At 54.6% G+C, this 16,053-nt stretch carries 10 protein-coding genes and 1 pseudogene; 1 reads left to right on the top strand and 10 read right to left on the bottom strand.

Annotated elements, in window-relative coordinates; translation table 11 throughout:
- Nucleotides 1-56 precede the first annotated feature (56 nt).
- From NYP16_RS13605 to NYP16_RS13575, 7 genes are all read right to left on the bottom strand, one after another.
- The gene (locus tag NYP16_RS13605) at nucleotides 57-3,089 is read right to left on the bottom strand and encodes a TonB-dependent receptor (RefSeq protein ID WP_274944709.1); all 3,033 of its coding nucleotides are present in this window, start codon (nucleotides 3,087-3,089) and stop codon (nucleotides 57-59) included.
- 84 nt (nucleotides 3,090-3,173) lie between these two features.
- Nucleotides 3,174-3,818: a FecR family protein gene (locus NYP16_RS13600; RefSeq protein WP_274944828.1), complete on the bottom strand. Its 645-nt coding sequence runs from the start codon at nucleotides 3,816-3,818 to the stop codon at nucleotides 3,174-3,176.
- A 292-nt stretch (nucleotides 3,819-4,110) separates the two neighbouring features.
- Entirely contained in the window at nucleotides 4,111-4,698 is a 588-nt protein-coding gene (locus tag NYP16_RS13595) for an RNA polymerase sigma factor (RefSeq protein WP_274944708.1), read from the bottom strand.
- Between the two features lie 1,041 nt (nucleotides 4,699-5,739).
- Nucleotides 5,740-7,065 carry a UbiD family decarboxylase gene (locus tag NYP16_RS13590; protein WP_274944707.1) on the bottom strand — a complete coding sequence of 442 codons (1,326 nt, stop codon included), beginning with the start codon at nucleotides 7,063-7,065 and terminating at the stop codon, nucleotides 5,740-5,742.
- A 5-nt stretch (nucleotides 7,066-7,070) separates the two neighbouring features.
- On the bottom strand, nucleotides 7,071-8,336 hold the full coding sequence (locus NYP16_RS13585) for an MFS transporter (protein ID WP_274944706.1): 1,266 nt from the start codon (nucleotides 8,334-8,336) through the stop codon (nucleotides 7,071-7,073).
- 77 nt (nucleotides 8,337-8,413) lie between these two features.
- Nucleotides 8,414-10,684: a TonB-dependent receptor gene (locus NYP16_RS13580; protein WP_274944705.1), complete on the bottom strand. Its 2,271-nt coding sequence runs from the start codon at nucleotides 10,682-10,684 to the stop codon at nucleotides 8,414-8,416.
- 177 nt (nucleotides 10,685-10,861) lie between these two features.
- Complete coding sequence (locus NYP16_RS13575; protein WP_429913160.1) at nucleotides 10,862-11,851, bottom strand: YeiH family protein; 990 nt, start codon at nucleotides 11,849-11,851, stop codon at nucleotides 10,862-10,864.
- Between the two features lie 138 nt (nucleotides 11,852-11,989).
- Between NYP16_RS13575 and NYP16_RS13570 the strand changes: the two genes are divergently transcribed.
- Nucleotides 11,990-12,880 (top strand): LysR family transcriptional regulator, encoded by an 891-nt coding sequence (locus tag NYP16_RS13570; protein WP_274944703.1) that lies wholly within the window; start codon nucleotides 11,990-11,992, stop codon nucleotides 12,878-12,880.
- 16 nt (nucleotides 12,881-12,896) lie between these two features.
- On the opposite strand, the gene NYP16_RS13565 is transcribed toward NYP16_RS13570, so the two are convergent.
- The 3 genes and pseudogenes from NYP16_RS13565 to NYP16_RS13555 form a co-directional block, all read right to left on the bottom strand.
- On the bottom strand, nucleotides 12,897-13,376 hold the full coding sequence (locus NYP16_RS13565; protein ID WP_274944702.1) for an aromatic-ring-hydroxylating dioxygenase subunit beta: 480 nt from the start codon (nucleotides 13,374-13,376) through the stop codon (nucleotides 12,897-12,899).
- Complete coding sequence (locus NYP16_RS13560) at nucleotides 13,373-14,683, bottom strand: aromatic ring-hydroxylating oxygenase subunit alpha (RefSeq protein WP_274944701.1); 1,311 nt, start codon at nucleotides 14,681-14,683, stop codon at nucleotides 13,373-13,375. The genes NYP16_RS13565 and NYP16_RS13560 overlap by 4 nt, the downstream gene beginning before the upstream one ends.
- Nucleotides 14,684-15,433: 750 nt before the next feature.
- Nucleotides 15,434-15,652 (bottom strand): annotated as a pseudogene (locus NYP16_RS13555) (IS5/IS1182 family transposase); the annotation flags it as partial.
- Nucleotides 15,653-16,053: the final 401 nt, after the last annotated feature.

Genomic DNA, 16,053 nt, shown 5'->3' with positions numbered 1-16,053 from the left:
TAGCAGTTCAATGCTCCCGCGCTTTGACAACGCGCGGGAGCACTCGAGATTTGGCCTCAGAATTTCAACCGCAGGCCAGCCGTGTAGGTTCGCCCGATGAGGTCATACACGGCAGGCTCGGTGCCCCGTGCCCCGTCAGTGGCCGGTGGTGCGGTGTCGAACGCATTCTGCACCGCCACGAAGAGTTCGGCAGTCGTCTTGTCGCCGTCGATCAAGGCATAGGACGCTGAAAGGTCCACATAGGCGACCGGCGAAACCCGAAGCTTGTCCAAGTCCTTGCCGGTGTAGAGGTTACTGATGTTAGCCGCGCCGATGTAGCGCGTGGACATATGGAAGGTCGCCCGATTAAGTTCGTAGGTGGCCGACCCCATTGCGCGCCATTTGGGTTGGCCATTGACGCCGATTGCAAGTGGCGTCAGCAGACTGCCGTCCAACACCGTTTCCACCAAACCGTCATTATAGCTTATGTGATTTAGATAGCTGACGATCGTGCGGAGCGAAAGAGAACCCTCACCAATGTGGGCGGTGTAGCTCGCTTCAAAATCGATCCCACGCGCCTTCAACGACTGAAGATTCTGTGGAGACGCCTGAACATCGGTGATCTCGGTGTTGGCACCGCGCGTGATAAGCGAGCATAAAGCCGGCTGATCACGATAACATCTGTCGACGATGCTGCGGAAAGTAATGGCCGCGATCGCATCTTTCACCTTGATATCATAATAATCGATTGATGCTCTGAAGCCGGGGATCAGAAGATTGCTGAACACCACGCCCGCTGTGAACGTATTCGCGATCTCGGGCTTAAGCCCCGCATTGCCTTTGGTTGAAATCAACACCTGGTAGGTCCGGTTCAGAACTGGGTCCAGAACGTCCTGTCGACCCTGTACCGTCCCCGAATAGAGTTCCGACAAGGAAGGCGCCCGGATGTCGCGCGATAACGTTGTGCGGAAGCGAAGGACGTCGTTGACGTTCCAGTTGCCGCCAACCTTCCAGGTATTGACCGTGCCCGACGTGCTGTAATCCGTGAGCCGCCCCGCGAGATCGAGGTTGAGCGATTGCGCCCAGCTGACGTTCTCGGCCAACGGCACAAGGACTTCCGCAAAAGCCTCCTTGACATTGACATGGCCCGCCCATGGCACCGATGTGCCCGTCGCAAATATGCCGTTTGCGGTAAGTTCATCCATCGTCACCACCGCGCTATCCCGGCGATATTCGATGCCGCCGGCAACCGATAGTGGCCCGGCCCAGAGCGACAGCGGTTTACCACGCACCGACAGGGCGGCAGCATCCTGCGTCAGGTGGCCCACACGCCATGAGGTGTCACCCGTAACATAGCCGATTGACTGGGGCGACGGCGCACCATCACCAAAGATGTTGAGTGGAATGCACCCGGCCGCCCTTGCCCCTACGTTACGGCAGACAGCCGCTCCGGTCAGCGGATCGGTCGTCGCATCAACGGCAAAAGCGTAATGTTCGTTGTTCCGGATATTCCTGCCGGCACGGCTGTTTTTCGTATCGCCATGCGTGTAATAAGCGTCCCAGTTCCAGCCGCCGATCTCGCCTTCAAGGCCCAGAACTCCGCGGACCGTCTTATTGCGGAGATAATAGGTGCCCGTGCCGTAGTCACGGTTGTATCTGCCGACGGTTACCGAGCCGAGACCCTGTTGTGCCATGGCCGTACGTACGGATTGCGGCAGAAACGGATTATCTGGCGTGACCCGTATCGACGTATCTTCACGCGTCGTGCTCAACGTCGTTGTATCGGCCTGCGCCCAGGAACCTTCCGCATATGCCGACAAGGAATCACTGAGTTCGTACGACAGACGGCCGTAGCCGCTGCGCCGTTTCGTCGGCGTCTCAATGATCGAGTTTATATCGGCATAAGCACCGTCTCCTCCCATCATCGTCCGCGAAGTGACCAGGTCCCCATATTGGAAGGGAATAGCGGAGCCGTCCGGGGCAAACTGAATACCCTTCAAAGGCCCGGAATTAATTACGCCGCCATAGCTCGTGTTGGATCGCAGCGCATTATTTACCAGAAGATTGCGCGGCTCGTCATTGGTCGCGGTATAGGCTGGATTGGCGATGGCGCCACGCTGGTCCCTGCCCCAGTCTCGCCGCGACAGTGAAAAGACGCCGCTATTCTGCGCCGCTTCTACTGAAAGCAGCAATTTTCCGCGACCACCCGAAAAGCCCTGTCCTACCGCCAGGGAGGCAAGGTAGTTGCGGTGATCATTGTGATCGGTGATCCCCCCTTGGAGCGTCGCCCGCACACCTTCGAGGTTATGGTCGAGCCTGAGGTTGACGACACCCCCGACCGCATCCGACCCATAAGCCGCCGATGCACCGCCCGTAACGACATCGACACCCGCAATCAGCGCCTGCGGGATAACGTTGATGTCGGTTGGCCCCTCAACTATGGACGAAACAAAGCGCTTGCCATCGACCAGAACCAGCGTGCGATTAGCCCCCAGGCCGCGCAGATCGAGATAATTGCCACCCGAATAGTTCGAGTTGCTGGTCGTGCTGCTCGCCGTCAGACTGGGACGCAGTATTGGCAATTTATTCAACGCATCCGCGACGTTCGGAGAAGCGCTCAAACTCATTTCTTCGGCTGTAAGTACTGTCATCGGCGTCGGTGCCTCGAAGCCATTCCGCGCGACCCTACTGCCGGTCACGACGATTTCGACTTCTGGCTCCCGTGTGGCTGCGGGCGCGGACAGTCTGTTGTCAGCCTCTGCCTGCATGGCGACAGGAAATGGCAGGGCCGCTGTGCCAATCGACTGATCGAGCTGACTGAGGATTATTGCCCCCCGATCGACCTTATAGTTGATCTTCGTGCCTCGCAGCATGAGTTTCAGTGCCTGCTCGACTTCCATCGTGCCGCCCACTGCATTAATTCTTTTATCGGAGACCACCTCGGACGGCGCCAGGATCGGCACGCCCGCTTGCTGAGCAAACTCACGTATGCCAGACGAGGCCGACTGCGCGTCGACGTCAAACTGTACGATCTTTGATTCAGCTGCCAATGCGCCGGAAAATGCCAATATCGGCACTAAAATTCCCGGCAAAAATTGAATTTTTCCCATATTCCCCCCTAGAACGACCTTCGTTTCAATGGCCGCTTAGTAAGGAAGATGATCCAGTGCGAAATTTCCGCCGTTTTAATTTATTTATTTTTTGCGCGGCACAATCTGAAGCAAATTTTCTCGGTCCAGAACGGCGCCATTGAACGCTGACGCGACAGCCTGTGCAAACGTTTCAGGCTGGTCGATATCGAACCAGCCTACGATTTCCTCATTGGCCAAGCCCACGTCGGCAACTGAGATCTGCCGACGGTTATAGCGATTGAAGAGCTGGGCAGCCTCTAAGACCGTCTCACCGTCGAGACTGATCCCGCCTTCACGCCAAGCGAGATTTCGTGCGATAAGGTCATCCGAAAATTTTGAGACACGCGTCGTGCCATCGCGTCCAAGCGACGCAAGCTTACCGCGCTCAAGACGATAAGCATCGTTGTTCCCCTGTGAAACGCGCCCGAGATCAACATGCCCTGACGTCACGAACACCCGATGTTCCGGCGCTGTACTGATGAAAAAGGACGCTGCGGCGGCTTGCACGCGAAATTCCGCGTCCGTGACAAGAAACGACGCTGTTGAATGCGGGTCCACCTCAAAAAACGCGCCACCGGCAACAACCTTTACCTCACGTCGGGACGGCTCGATGAGCGTCTCGACCCGGCTATCCGTATCGAGCGTCATCATGGTACCGTCAGGGAGGCGATATCGCCGGACCTCTCCAACCGTTGTCGAATAAGCCATCGTTTTTGTAGGCCTGCCGACCAGAGCAAAAGTGGTCAGGATCAAGGCAGCCGCAGACAGTCCGCCCATTACAGCGCGACGACTAACAAGGTTCGACGGAACCGGGCCAACCTCCTGGCGCGAGTCTCCAAACAACCTTGGGTTGTTCTCCAATAGCAGCCAAGCGGCCGAGGCCCGGACGAACGCTCCGCGATTCCGCGAGTCGGCCTCGAGCCAAGTCTTCAGCTGGGGATGTTGGTCCTCATCCCCACCGTGACGATCTAGGTGTGCAACCCAGGAGGCAGCAAGACGATCAGCTTCGTTCTCGATGCCGTCGTCTGTCGCTATGCGATTCCTGCCCCTCCAGGCGCTCAGGACCTTCCAGCTCACCAATCCTCCTTAATAGATATCTCAACGCGCGAGCCACGTCCTTCTCGACCACGTTTTCGCTAACCCTCAACAGTTTCGCAGTTTCCCGCTGAGACTTTCCTTCAATTTTTCGCAACCTTATCACATTCCGGCACCGCTCCGGTAGCTCGTCTATGATCGATTGAACCATCGCCAGCCGTTGCTGCCCGGCATAGGAACGGTCAGCGCCAACCTCCTCACTGGGGAGTTTCTGCAAATTGCTTTCCGCCAATTCAGAGAATTGCACCACTTGATCGCGGCGGAGCTGTTCAAAAAAAATGTTGCGGACAACCGAGAAAAAATACGAGCGTGGTGATTCAATATGTGCATCATATACATCGTCACCGCGACGCCATATCCGGTAATAGGCCTCTTGTATGATGTCTGACTCATCAAATTTTCGCGTCATCCGGCGCAGCCACCGACGAACCTCCGCTTCATGAGGGAGAAAACCGGTCACAATCCAGTTCGGGTCGTCGGGATCACCTTTCAATATCCAAGACTCGCACTAGGGAATAAGAACACGCAGACCATCCAAACAACGGATCGTCGCAGCCGGGAGCTTTTATCTTGTTTAGTGGCCGCCGTCACGTCGATGGCGTTGGTGGGCTGTAAAGCGGCAGGAGCCATTTCAGCGCCCACCTTGCCAGCTAAATCGGCGATTTCGTCTGAAGGGCGCAACGCCCCACCCCTCAGTGCAACTTTCGAAGAATTTCCTGAGGGCGTCGGGCGAGATCGTTTCCTTGTAATATGCAACGGCTGTCACAGCCCCAAATTCATTGTCGGGAAACACTATAGCGCACCGCAATGGGAGGCGGTCATGCGCCAAATGACAAGACATGGCGCCAAAATCCCGACAGAAGATCACCCCTTGATCCTGACATATTTATCCCAACATTTTAACTAAAAGGCTGCCCGCGCGATCGTTCCCCGAAGACTAGTCATAAAATCGAATCTCGTATCGATTGTGCGGCCGCTCCTAAACGGGCGACAATACTGCTATGACTACTGACCGCCATAGAGGGAGATTGATTCTTCTGCCTTTAGAATATTCCGCCCCGTGAAAAAACTCTGACCCATTATCATGACAATTGCAAGTTTTGATAGAAGATATCCGAAAAGGTCGCATTACCCACTTAACCAGCAACGGGTCCGCCGCGCCACGAAGACGCCGCAGCAGATAATCGGGATGTGGAACCTTACAGATGGTCATACGATAGACTGCCACCTGGGTGAGCCGCCTGCTCAGATTATCCATGCGCAAGGGCAAGCCCTAGAGCTTCCGGCGAATCTCCGCGACAGGGACCCCATCATTACCCTGCTTCAACATGAACGCCTTCTGGATGTCTGAAAACTGCAATGTTTCCATCACTTCCGCTTCTATTTCCCGCCGAGAAATTAGCGCGGAAAACCCAATTAAAAACGGTCCAGTTTCTTGGGGCAGAGCAACACACGCGGCCAACATGATGACGTGATCATCAAACAAAATGGCAAATGGCTGTTTTCAACTCGGACCACTAACGCCAATCAGGCCTCACGTCCCATCGAGATAGGCTGCAAGATCGATGCTCTCTTCGCCGGGGATTGTCTTGCGCTGAAATTCTTCTTCACGACCCCAGGGCATGGTGGCGTCAATGATCAGTCGGCCCCAATGATCTTTCTGCGGATCGCGGTAGAAGCCTGGAATATCGCGCAGCACCTGAGCCCGGGTATCGGCGCGCCCCCGGGTCAGATAAGCCCACATCACATCATCCAGATCATAAATATCGACGTCTTTATCAACGACGATACAGACCTTGTTATAATCAAGATGTGAACCCAGCGCCGCCAGCAGGACATGCTGACCGTGGCCTTCATATTGTTTATCAATACGGATGATGGTGATCATGACATTGGGGCGGCAGGACACGTCCAGAACCCCTGGGACAACGCTTGTGATATGTTTATAAATCCGCGCAGCCGTAACCGCTTCGAGCGGCCGCAGATCCTCCGGCGAGCCGCACAGCAGCGCATGGAAGATCGCATCCGGTTGCCAATAAACATCCAGCACTTCAAAGACGTGATTGTCCCCCACCGGCACATAATTGCCCATGAATTCACCGAACGGGCCTTCGGGCCGGCGGACGTTGGGGATGATCCGTCCTTCAACGACAATCTGCGTGGTTTCCGGGATCAGCATATCAATGTGGCGCGCCGGATACATCCGCACCGCTTGGCCGGTGATGCCGACCGCAAGTCCAAGCTCGCTCACATTATAAGGCGGCGACGAACAGGCAGACAGAAAGATCTCTGGCGCCACCCCGATCAGCAGGGCGGCTTCAAGCGGTTCATCGCGGCCTTCCGCTTTGGCCTGAAAGCGCGCCATGTCGTGGCTTGAGCCAAGACGGATGCGCAATTCATCATCACTGACCATCATCGACCGGTGGAATGACAGATTGGGCACCCCGCTGTCCGGTTCCTTCGAGATATAGATGGCCGAGGTCACATAGGGCCCGGCGTCCTTGCCGTGATAGGTGATCTGCGGCAGATCGCTCATCTTGCCATGGGTGAGCCCCTGGGGGCGGTCGATAATCTCCACACAGTCGCGCCAGTCGCGCGCGGCGTTAGCGGTCAGATCGGTCCAGGTTTTACAAAACCCGTCCTCGGGCGCCTGGATCAGATCACACAGACGTTTGTGACTGCCATAGAGGTTGGAGACCACCGGCATCTGGCTGCCGGCGACCCTGGCAAAGCGCACCGCCTTCTCGCCATCTTTCTGGATCGCCTTGACCACCGCCGCAAGCTCATGGCGCGGATCGACCTTACGGCTGACCTGCAGCAGATCACCGGCCTTGGCGATATCTTCGATCCAATGTTTCATTTCGATCAGGCTCTCTGATAGGGGCGCAGGAAAAACAACAGCAGGCAGGACAGTACAACAGCGCCAATGCCTACGGCCAGCACCTGGTCATAAGACCCCACGTTGTCATAAGCTCGTGCCATGAAATATGGCCCGGCCGCAGCCCCGAGCAGATAGGACCCGAGCAGAACGCTATAGATCTGACCAAAGGATTTCAAACCGAAATAGCGACCGGTCAAATAACCAAGCGCATCATTCTCCGCCCCAAGGCTAAGCCCGACCGCCACCGCACACAGGAAGATCACAAAGGTGGGACCGCCACTGATCAGGAACAGAATGCCGACAATCGACAGGGCATAGAACACCATGATCACATAGGGGGCAAAGATCTTATCCATCAGATAGCCCGCAAGCACCCGGCCGGGGAAAGATCCGACCCCGATCGCCGCCAACATCAACATGGCATGATCCGCGCTCAGACCCTTGCCTTGCAGCAGTGGCACAATCTGCGACTGGATGCCGTTGAGGGAAAAAGACACCAGAATAAAAGTTGCCGCTAGTACCCAGAATTCCCGCGTGCGCATGGCTTCGGCAAAGGTCTTGCCATCCTGCAGGATCGCATTGGCGGTCGGATTATGGGCGTCACCATCCACCGTCAATCCCATATCCTGCGGCGTATTGCGGATCAGGAAGAAAACAATCGGCAACGGCCCGCACAGGGCCAGCAAACCCAGCCCCATATAGGCCATCCGCCAACCATAGCCATCAATGAGAAATTTTGTGAGGATCGGCACCAGAATATACCCGATGCCATAACCGGCCATACAGATCCCGATCACCAATCCCCGACGGCGATTGAACCAGGCCGACAGCACTTTGATATAGGTTAGGCTTTGCGCGCCCACCCCAAGAATCGAGATCGCGGCAAAGGCCAGATAAAAATGCAGAATCGAAGATGTGAGAAAGGACAAGGACATCAGCGCGCTGGCATAGAGAAAAATCGACACCACCGCGGTCTTGCGCACGCCAAAATAATCAATGACGCGCCCAAGCACCGGGAGCACCGCGACCAGGCAAATAATGAAGATCGTCAGCGCCAGGCTGATCTCGGAGCGGCTCCAGCCAAATTCGCCTTCAAGTTCGGTGATGAACAGGCTGAAGGGCACATTGACCAGGGTCGCCGGGCTGAAGGCTGCGCCAAAGATGCAGGCTACCACCACCCACCAGCCATAAAACAACGGCTTGGCGGCCTGGGGCCGCTCTCCAGCTCCGCGAGATCTGTCACCCTGCATACGCAATTCCTCTGTCGTCCCTGGCTGGAAAGATAAATCCGGCGTGAAGGGACATCCTTCACGCCGGATTGGTCACGTTACTGGGTGCGGTAGGTCAGACGCAGCCCCCAAACCCGTGGATGTGGCTGCAGGCGAATGCCGCTCAAGCCGAAATGGTCGAAGGTCCCGTTGAAATAGTCTTTCTTGAACAGGTTTTCGACATAACCCTGAACGCTGAACCGCTCGGTATCAATCCCAGCCCGCAGATTGACCAGCGTGTAGGACGGAGACTGATAAGGGAAGCTGGGCAGGCCCCCGAGAGGTGCAGCAACCGCTTCGAGATTGCCGGCAATCGCGCTGCGGTAAATCCCTTCGGCGCGAACGAAACCGTCAATGCCATCCGTAATCGGAGCGGTATATTGAATATTGCCGCTCAGATTCCATGTCGGCGATTTGGGCATGCGTTTCCCGCTCAGGTCAAACCGCCCGCCACCGAATACGATCGCATCCGGGAAGCTGCCGAATTTGGCATCGAGATAACCCACGTCCACGCCGACCTGCAGACCATCTGTGACCAAGGTTTCAAGGCCAAGCTCAAACCCTTTGGCTGTCGCTTCGGAAGCATTCAGGGTCATCTGGGTGCTGGAACTGATATCGTTCGGGTCAGCAATAAAGGCCGTGATGACCTGAATGTCTTTCCATTGCAGATAAAAGGCCGAAGCATTCAACCGCACCCGCCCATCGGCCAGGGTCGATTTGAACCCGGCTTCATAGTTCCACAACTTTTCCGGATCAAAGGCATTGACGACACTGCGGTTGATATCAACACCGCCAGCCTTATAGCCGCGTGACGCCGACAGATAGGTGGTCAAGTCCGGATTGACGTTATATTTCAGCACCGCGCGCGGCGAGAAATCATTAAAGCTTGCTTTGCCCGAAGCGTCCGGGATCGGCTTATTCGACGCGAGAACGCCATGCTGACCGCTGGTTACCTTGTCATGCGTATACCGAGCACCTAAGGTCAGCGACCAGGCTTCGTTGAAATGATAGGTGCCTTCCGCAAACAGACCATAGCTTTGGATTTCATTGGTGCGGTTGCGCAGATTGAGCGGGAAACCGTCGAACATGAAGGGCGGCAGGAACCGGGTGGTGATCCCGGTTGCGGGATCAGTATAGGTGGTCTGGCTCCCGACATACACATTCGAATATTGGCGCAGTTTATCTTCGGCAGCGATGCCGCCAAAGGTCCATTCGAACGGGCCACTGCCGACCGACTGCACCCGCAATTCCTGGCTGAAGGAATTGGTGGTGCCGTCAACTGCACGATTAAAGATATCAGCGCTGATATTGTCCTGATCGAACATGCGCTCGTTATGGCTATAGATATAACCCGTAATCGAGCTAACCGCGAAACTGTCCGCAGTATAATTGATGCGACCATTCACAATGACGAATTCATTATTGTTGAATTCCGGAGCATTGTGATTCACATAGCGCTGGTTCTGCGGGTAGAAACCAATACCTTCTGAATAAGCCTTCATGTTGGGCATGCCCAGAGTGGTCTTGGTATCCCCATCGATCACACCGGATGGCACCGTGTTATCAAGGCCGGCTTTTTCCTTGGTATAAGTCACCGACAAATCCAACGTCAGACGGTCCGACGGGATCAAGCGCGCGGACAGACGCGCATTGTTATTTTTATAACCACTGTCAGGCGTGCCGAGCGGATTGACGTTCTTGATCATCCCGTCACTTTCTTCATGGGCCACCGCGGCGCGCAGGAAGAAGTTATCGGTCACTGGAAGATTGGCCACACCCTGGATATCCCAGGTATTGAAACGACCATACCTGGCCGACATCTCACCATAGAGATTTTCATCTGGTTTCTTGGTCGTGATATTGACAGCACCACCAAGGGCATTGCGGCCAAAGTAGGTACCTTGTGGACCGCGCAGAACTTCAATGCGCTCCATATCCTGAAGCTGTGGATTGATGGTTCCATTGGCCACCGAGCCGACGCTCAGTTCATCAATATAAAACCCAATACCGTTACCGGTCGTAACCAAATCGGTCGAGGTCACATTGCCTACACCACGAATGGCGATCCCGATGCTGCGCGGGCCAGTGGCACCGTCCTCAGTAAAGGTCACGTTCGAGGAGAACTGCAGATAGTCCTTGGCTTCCGTCACATTGGACCGGGCCAGAGCTTCGGCAGTGAAGGCAGAAATGCTGATCGGCACATCCTGCAAGGATTGTGCACGGCGCTGAGCGGTGACAACAATCTCTTCAAAGCCATGCTTTGCCGAGATACCGTCCGCAGCTTGCGGCGCTGCTTGCTGGGCAAAAGCCGGAGCGGACAATAAGGCCACTGCCGACACCATGGTCACTGATAAAAAGCTTCCGTATCGCGCACGTGGCAAGAGAATTGATTTATTCATTTTTTTCCTCCGGACGTTTCGTTGATATGTGGAATAGAGATTTATGCGTTTCATTCAAGATTTATTTGCCAAAAACGGGTCGAAGTCTTGGTGACAGGGTGCTTGGCATCACCCCAATAAGAATCCTATGCTGCGATTTATGCCGTAACCGCCGACAATCAGAAACAGAAACAGTCCCCCCGCCAGCAGGATGGGACGTATCCCTGCCTCACGAAATGCGGAGAACTGCGTAGAGATCCCCAAAGCTGCCATGGCCATGGCCAATAAAGCCATATCAACAGCCACAAGTTTTTCAACCCAGGTCGAAGGGAGTATTCCGGTCGAATTAAGCAAGCAGACAAGGATGAACAAAAGAGCGAACCACGGAATAAAGGGTTTTTCTGAGCGGCCGTCTCCCTCCTGCATCACGGCCTCGCCGCGCCCCAACAAAAATAGAAACGGCGCCAGCATCATGACGCGCATCATTTTTTCAACCACCGCCGCATTGGTAGCATCGGCGCTGACCGCAACACCCGCCCCGATAACCTGGGCCATTTCATGAATGGTCGATCCGGCAAAAATGCCGAAAGCGACGTCTGTCATGCCAAGATAGGGGTGCAGCAAGGGATAAAGGAGCATGGAGATGGTGCCGAAAACAACAACGGTCGCCACCGCCACCGCGGTCTTGCCGGGCTGGCTGCGGACAACCGTGTCTGTGGCAAGAACTGCGGCAGCGCCGCAGATCGAACTTCCGGCACCAATCAACATCGCAGTGTGTCGATCAAGCCCGAGATAGCGGCCCAATCTGATCGCCAGAAAGAAAGTGCAGCTGATCATCAGCAGATTGATCAGAAACCCGCCCCAGCCAACGGTCACCATCTCCTGCAGCGTGATGTGAAAACCATAAAGCACGATGCCGGCACGCAGAAATAAGCTTTTGGCTATATGAACGCCATAAGCACTGCGCCGCGCCATCACAGGATAGACACTGTTCCCAACTGCGATGCCCACCAGAATGGCCACCGTCAAAGGACTTAACCCCCAGTCGATAATCGGCCCGTCCACCAGCCAGAAAGAAAACATCGCAATAGCGGCGACAAGCAGAAACCCCACATTCATCCTTTCTCATCAATAGCGCGCCACGATCTCAAAAAGCGGCTTCATCAATTAGCTATGAATATGTGTAAAATTACGTGGTGTTTCGTCTTAAGTTAAACTAGTAATACTGATGGTCTTCATCAGGATAAACGATCACCAATGCTCAGAACCACACTGCGGCAGCTTGAGATTTTCGTTGCCATCGCCCAAGCCGGAACAGTTACCGAAGCAGCTGATAAAGTTGGCCTGACCCAATCGGCGGCCAGCATGGCCTTGGGTGAACTCGAACGTAATCTCGATACACTTTTGTTCGATCGCATTTCCAAGAAACTCGTTCTCAATGAAAATGGCCGCGCGCTTTATCCGAAAACCATGGAGCTGTTGAACCGCGCCCGGGAGCTTGAAAACTCGGCGGGCACTCGCAGCACTGTGACCGATCTGCGGCTCGGAGCCAGCTCGACGATCGGCAATTACCTGCTGCCACAGATTATCAGCAGCTATATCACCGCTCACCCCGGCAGCCGCATCAATCTGGATGTCGCCAACACGCTGTCCACCATCTCCGCCGTCAACCGCCATGAGATCGACATTGGTTTCGTCGAAGGTCCCTGTCACGCCAAGGATGTCAAAGCGACTCTCTGGAGAGAAGATCGATTGGCAATCTGCGCCGGGATCAACCATCCCCTGGCCAAAAAGACTGTCATCACTCCCAAGGATCTGATCGAGAGCAACTGGATTCTGCGCGAACCCGGTTCCGGCACGCGCGAAGTCACCGACAGCCTGCTGGCGGAACAACTCGGCCCGATCGGGGTTGTAATGGAGTTTGGCGGCACAGAGGCCATCAAGCGCGCGGTTGAAAGCGGCCTGGGCATTTCCTGCCTGCCCTGTATTGCTGTTCAGGAAGCGGTTGAGCTGGGCAAAATGGTCTGCCTGCCTACGCCCTTTCTGAAGCTTGAACGCCAACTGTATCTGGTGTTGCACAAGACAAAATACCAGACGCAGGGCTTGTCTGCCTTTTTAGCCCACTGCACTCAGACTGCAGCGGGCTAAATCGGCATAGTCATATTCAGAGCGGAACTTCGATCGGCTCGAATGTCGCGTCGCAATTAACCAGATCGACGCGCTTCAGCCGGATCTTCCAGACGCCATCCGCCTTGATCAAATGATGGCTGTATTTTCCGGCGAAATGCCGCTCGCGCCCCTCATGATATTCCTGTATGTGGAAACGCGCCTCCACATGGGCTTCATTTCCGGCTTCAGTGACGCTGATTTTGCGCACGCGGCCAATGACATGACTGACCCGATAAGGCTCCGCCGCCGAATGTGCATGGGGATGCTGCAATCGATTGATCCGCATCTCAAGCAAAGCCCGGCCTTCATAGAACAAGGAAATCTCATTGAGCGGATCACTTTGTGCATGTGACCGTGGCACCCAATAAACGCCACCCTCAGCATAAAGATCCAGCCAATCCTCATAACGCCCGCTGTCGAGAAACTCAGCTTCATTATTAATGAGATCTTCAATCTCACTCCACACGACCGTCATCCCTCCGACCCCTGTCTCATATAGCCCGTCCAGGCTTTGTACTGATTGCGAATGAAATGTTCGCTCAAAGCGCTGTCGGCCTGATCTTCCTGATTGTCTGTGCCATAGCGACGGTGGTTGCTGACCCAATCCGAACCTTCCGAGACCAAGCCTCTCTGGACTCGTTTATAAGCTTCGAGGTCATCCGGCTTGATAATTGAGGACGGCGAATGAACCGTATTGGCATAGGTGATCGTGCGATGATGCAATTCTTCCGGGGCGCCATCCAGCTTCAAATTCCAGATCTCAACCATGGTCTGATCCACAGCCAAAGGCGTCAGGACACGCAGCTGCAGGAAGCCCGGATGAATCGACAGATTGGGATAGACACACATATTATGCCAATTGCGACCCAGGATTTCCTGCGCCTGTTCGGCCCCATGACGCGCCGCCAGTTGTTCCGCATAGCGTACAAACACCGGATCATCGCCGATCGGTTTGCGGAACCCACGCATGTCGCTATGACCATTTGGAAACGCCCTGACATCAAGATTATCAAGGGCGCTATAGGATTGGCCATTGGCTTTGACGATTTCGACCGAAAACGGCACCAGGCTATTGGTCTTTTCCGCCTCAGTGGCAAATTTGCGGCTGGCATAAACCGAGGACTGATGCACAAACCGCGCATGAACCCCATCATGCAGATTTTCGAGATAGATCTTCCAGTTGCAGGGGTAAACCGTGCGGAAATGTCCGCCGGTTACGGTCAGGCTGCCCTCTGGTGACAGATCGACCAGATGATCAAGCGGCTGCCGGATATCCCCGAGAAATTCGTCCAGGGACATCCCGTCAGCGGTCAGGCGGGCGAAAATAAAGCCCTGATGATTGGCCACCGCAGGCACCTTGCGCATACCATATTGCGGATCGCATTTATCAAAGGATGAACATTCATAGCCTTCTTCAAGCGGGACAAACAGCAAGGTGCCGTCGGTGCCAAACACCCAGCCATGATAGAGGCAATTGAAATTGCGCGCTTTACCAGACTTTTCCGCAACAACAATCGCCCCGCGGTGACCGCATCGATTATAGAGCACCTGGATCGACTGATCCGGCTGACGCACCATAACCACCGGCTGCCCAGCGATTGTTGTCGTGAAGAAATCACCCGGCTCTCGGACCTGGCTTTCATGACCGACAAAATTCCACGCTTTGTGGAAAATATGCCGCATCTCCAGATTGAAGATTTCCGGATCGGTATAAAGACGGCGATGAACCCGTTCTGGCTCGACCAGATTGGCGGCATCGCGCGGCGACAAAACTGATTGCATGTCTCTGTACTCAAGTCGTTTAAGGCATAGAAAGTGTAAAAGACTTCCCGATAAAGGCGTAATCAATAAACAGGGTCAAACATATAAAGCGAACTGATCAAAAAATCCTCACTCATATTCAGTAAAATCTTCTCGCCCCATAAGGCTGTCCCAGTCCCTCGAACTGGAGGGACTGGGACACTGACAAACGCCATATAGGATCTATTCCAGAATATATATCTTACCGAGTATCATTATTCATCGCTAACACCAATGCTAAAATCCAAAGAACGCATATCCAGTATAATCAGCTAATTAGAGTACCATAAAGCCGCCTGCGCAGATTGGCAGCTATGTCCTGCAATTCGGCGGCAAGGGCGCGCACATAACTCGGGGAATAATGCGGCCTGTACCGTATTCTTCTGCCAGCCGATGAGGGCCATCAGCTCGGTCAGGTCAACCTGATCTTGCGTCTATAACAGAACGAGTATGGACCCAAGATTGCCGCGGGGGTGGTCGTAGTCCTGCCGGGATAGCATAGCCAGGATCTCAACCTTTCTGTGATCTGTGTCAGCATATCCATATCACACCATGTTTTTCTGTCTCCATGCAGCCATCCCTTGGCTATCATAGCCAGTTCAATCTAGGAAAGAATACGGATTTACGAGAGGCTGTCTCCGATGCGAGACAATGGGCAGGAAGCTGCCTATGGCGGCCATGATATTGAAACAGGCCGCATGGGGCCTTCCTCGCTCAAATCTTGTATGTGTATTAGGCATCAGACTCATAAAATCTAAGCCAGATGCGCACTGAAGCAAGCTTGATAGCGGGGAGGAAGTTGAGCGGATCCTCGTCGTAGTGAGTGGCGATGGCTCTGAACAGCTTGAGCTTGTTGAAGAAGCACTCGACCAGATTACGCTGGCGATAGACCTAGGAGCTGAAAGCGAAATTACCCTTGCGATTGCGCTTCGGCGGGATATTGGCCCAAGCGCAAGCGTGCTGATCAGCGCGCCAAGAAGCAATATGAAGACGGTATATCGTCCGATTCTTATTGCCATATCCAACCTCCGATAAATTACTACCCGGCCTATGCAGCAGCTCGATTTTGTCGAGTGAACCGCCGCCAGGAGAGATGAGCAGCCAAACAGCCTTCTGAAGAGCCACGCTTCGCAAGCGCGTAATCGTTAATCGCCCGCAAAAAGGTTGCGTTCGACGTCATCCTCCTCAATCATCGTGGTCGCCAATGCACTCCGTCTAAAAGCAGGCAAACAGCGCCTCCACCGGGATGCTGATTTTGCTCCGGCTATGTCCGCACCAACCATAAACTGGAAGCGCTGAATGAGCAGTCTGATCTTTCTCGTCCCGCTGGCCTTGCTGCTGGGCGGAGCGGC

It is taken from the genome of Govania unica (assembly GCF_027920805.1).
GTDB lineage: Bacteria > Pseudomonadota > Alphaproteobacteria > Sphingomonadales > Govanellaceae > Govanella > Govanella unica.
Note: the sequence above shows the minus strand (reverse complement) of the source record. Positions and strands in the feature narration are given on the sequence as shown.

Coding starts and splice junctions, on each gene's coding strand:
- NYP16_RS13605 (WP_274944709.1), bottom strand. CDS start 3,089: ATGGGAAAAATTCAATTTTTGCCGGGAATTTTAGTGCCGATATTGGCA.
- NYP16_RS13565 (WP_274944702.1), bottom strand. CDS start 13,376: ATGACGGTCGTGTGGAGTGAGATTGAAGATCTCATTAATAATGAAGCT.
- NYP16_RS13600 (WP_274944828.1), bottom strand. CDS start 3,818: ATGGCTTATTCGACAACGGTTGGAGAGGTCCGGCGATATCGCCTCCCT.
- NYP16_RS13575 (WP_429913160.1), bottom strand. CDS start 11,851: ATGAATGTGGGGTTTCTGCTTGTCGCCGCTATTGCGATGTTTTCTTTC.
- NYP16_RS13560 (WP_274944701.1), bottom strand. CDS start 14,683: ATGCAATCAGTTTTGTCGCCGCGCGATGCCGCCAATCTGGTCGAGCCA.
- NYP16_RS13590 (WP_274944707.1), bottom strand. CDS start 7,065: ATGAAACATTGGATCGAAGATATCGCCAAGGCCGGTGATCTGCTGCAG.
- NYP16_RS13570 (WP_274944703.1), top strand. CDS start 11,990: ATGCTCAGAACCACACTGCGGCAGCTTGAGATTTTCGTTGCCATCGCC.
- NYP16_RS13585 (WP_274944706.1), bottom strand. CDS start 8,336: ATGCAGGGTGACAGATCTCGCGGAGCTGGAGAGCGGCCCCAGGCCGCC.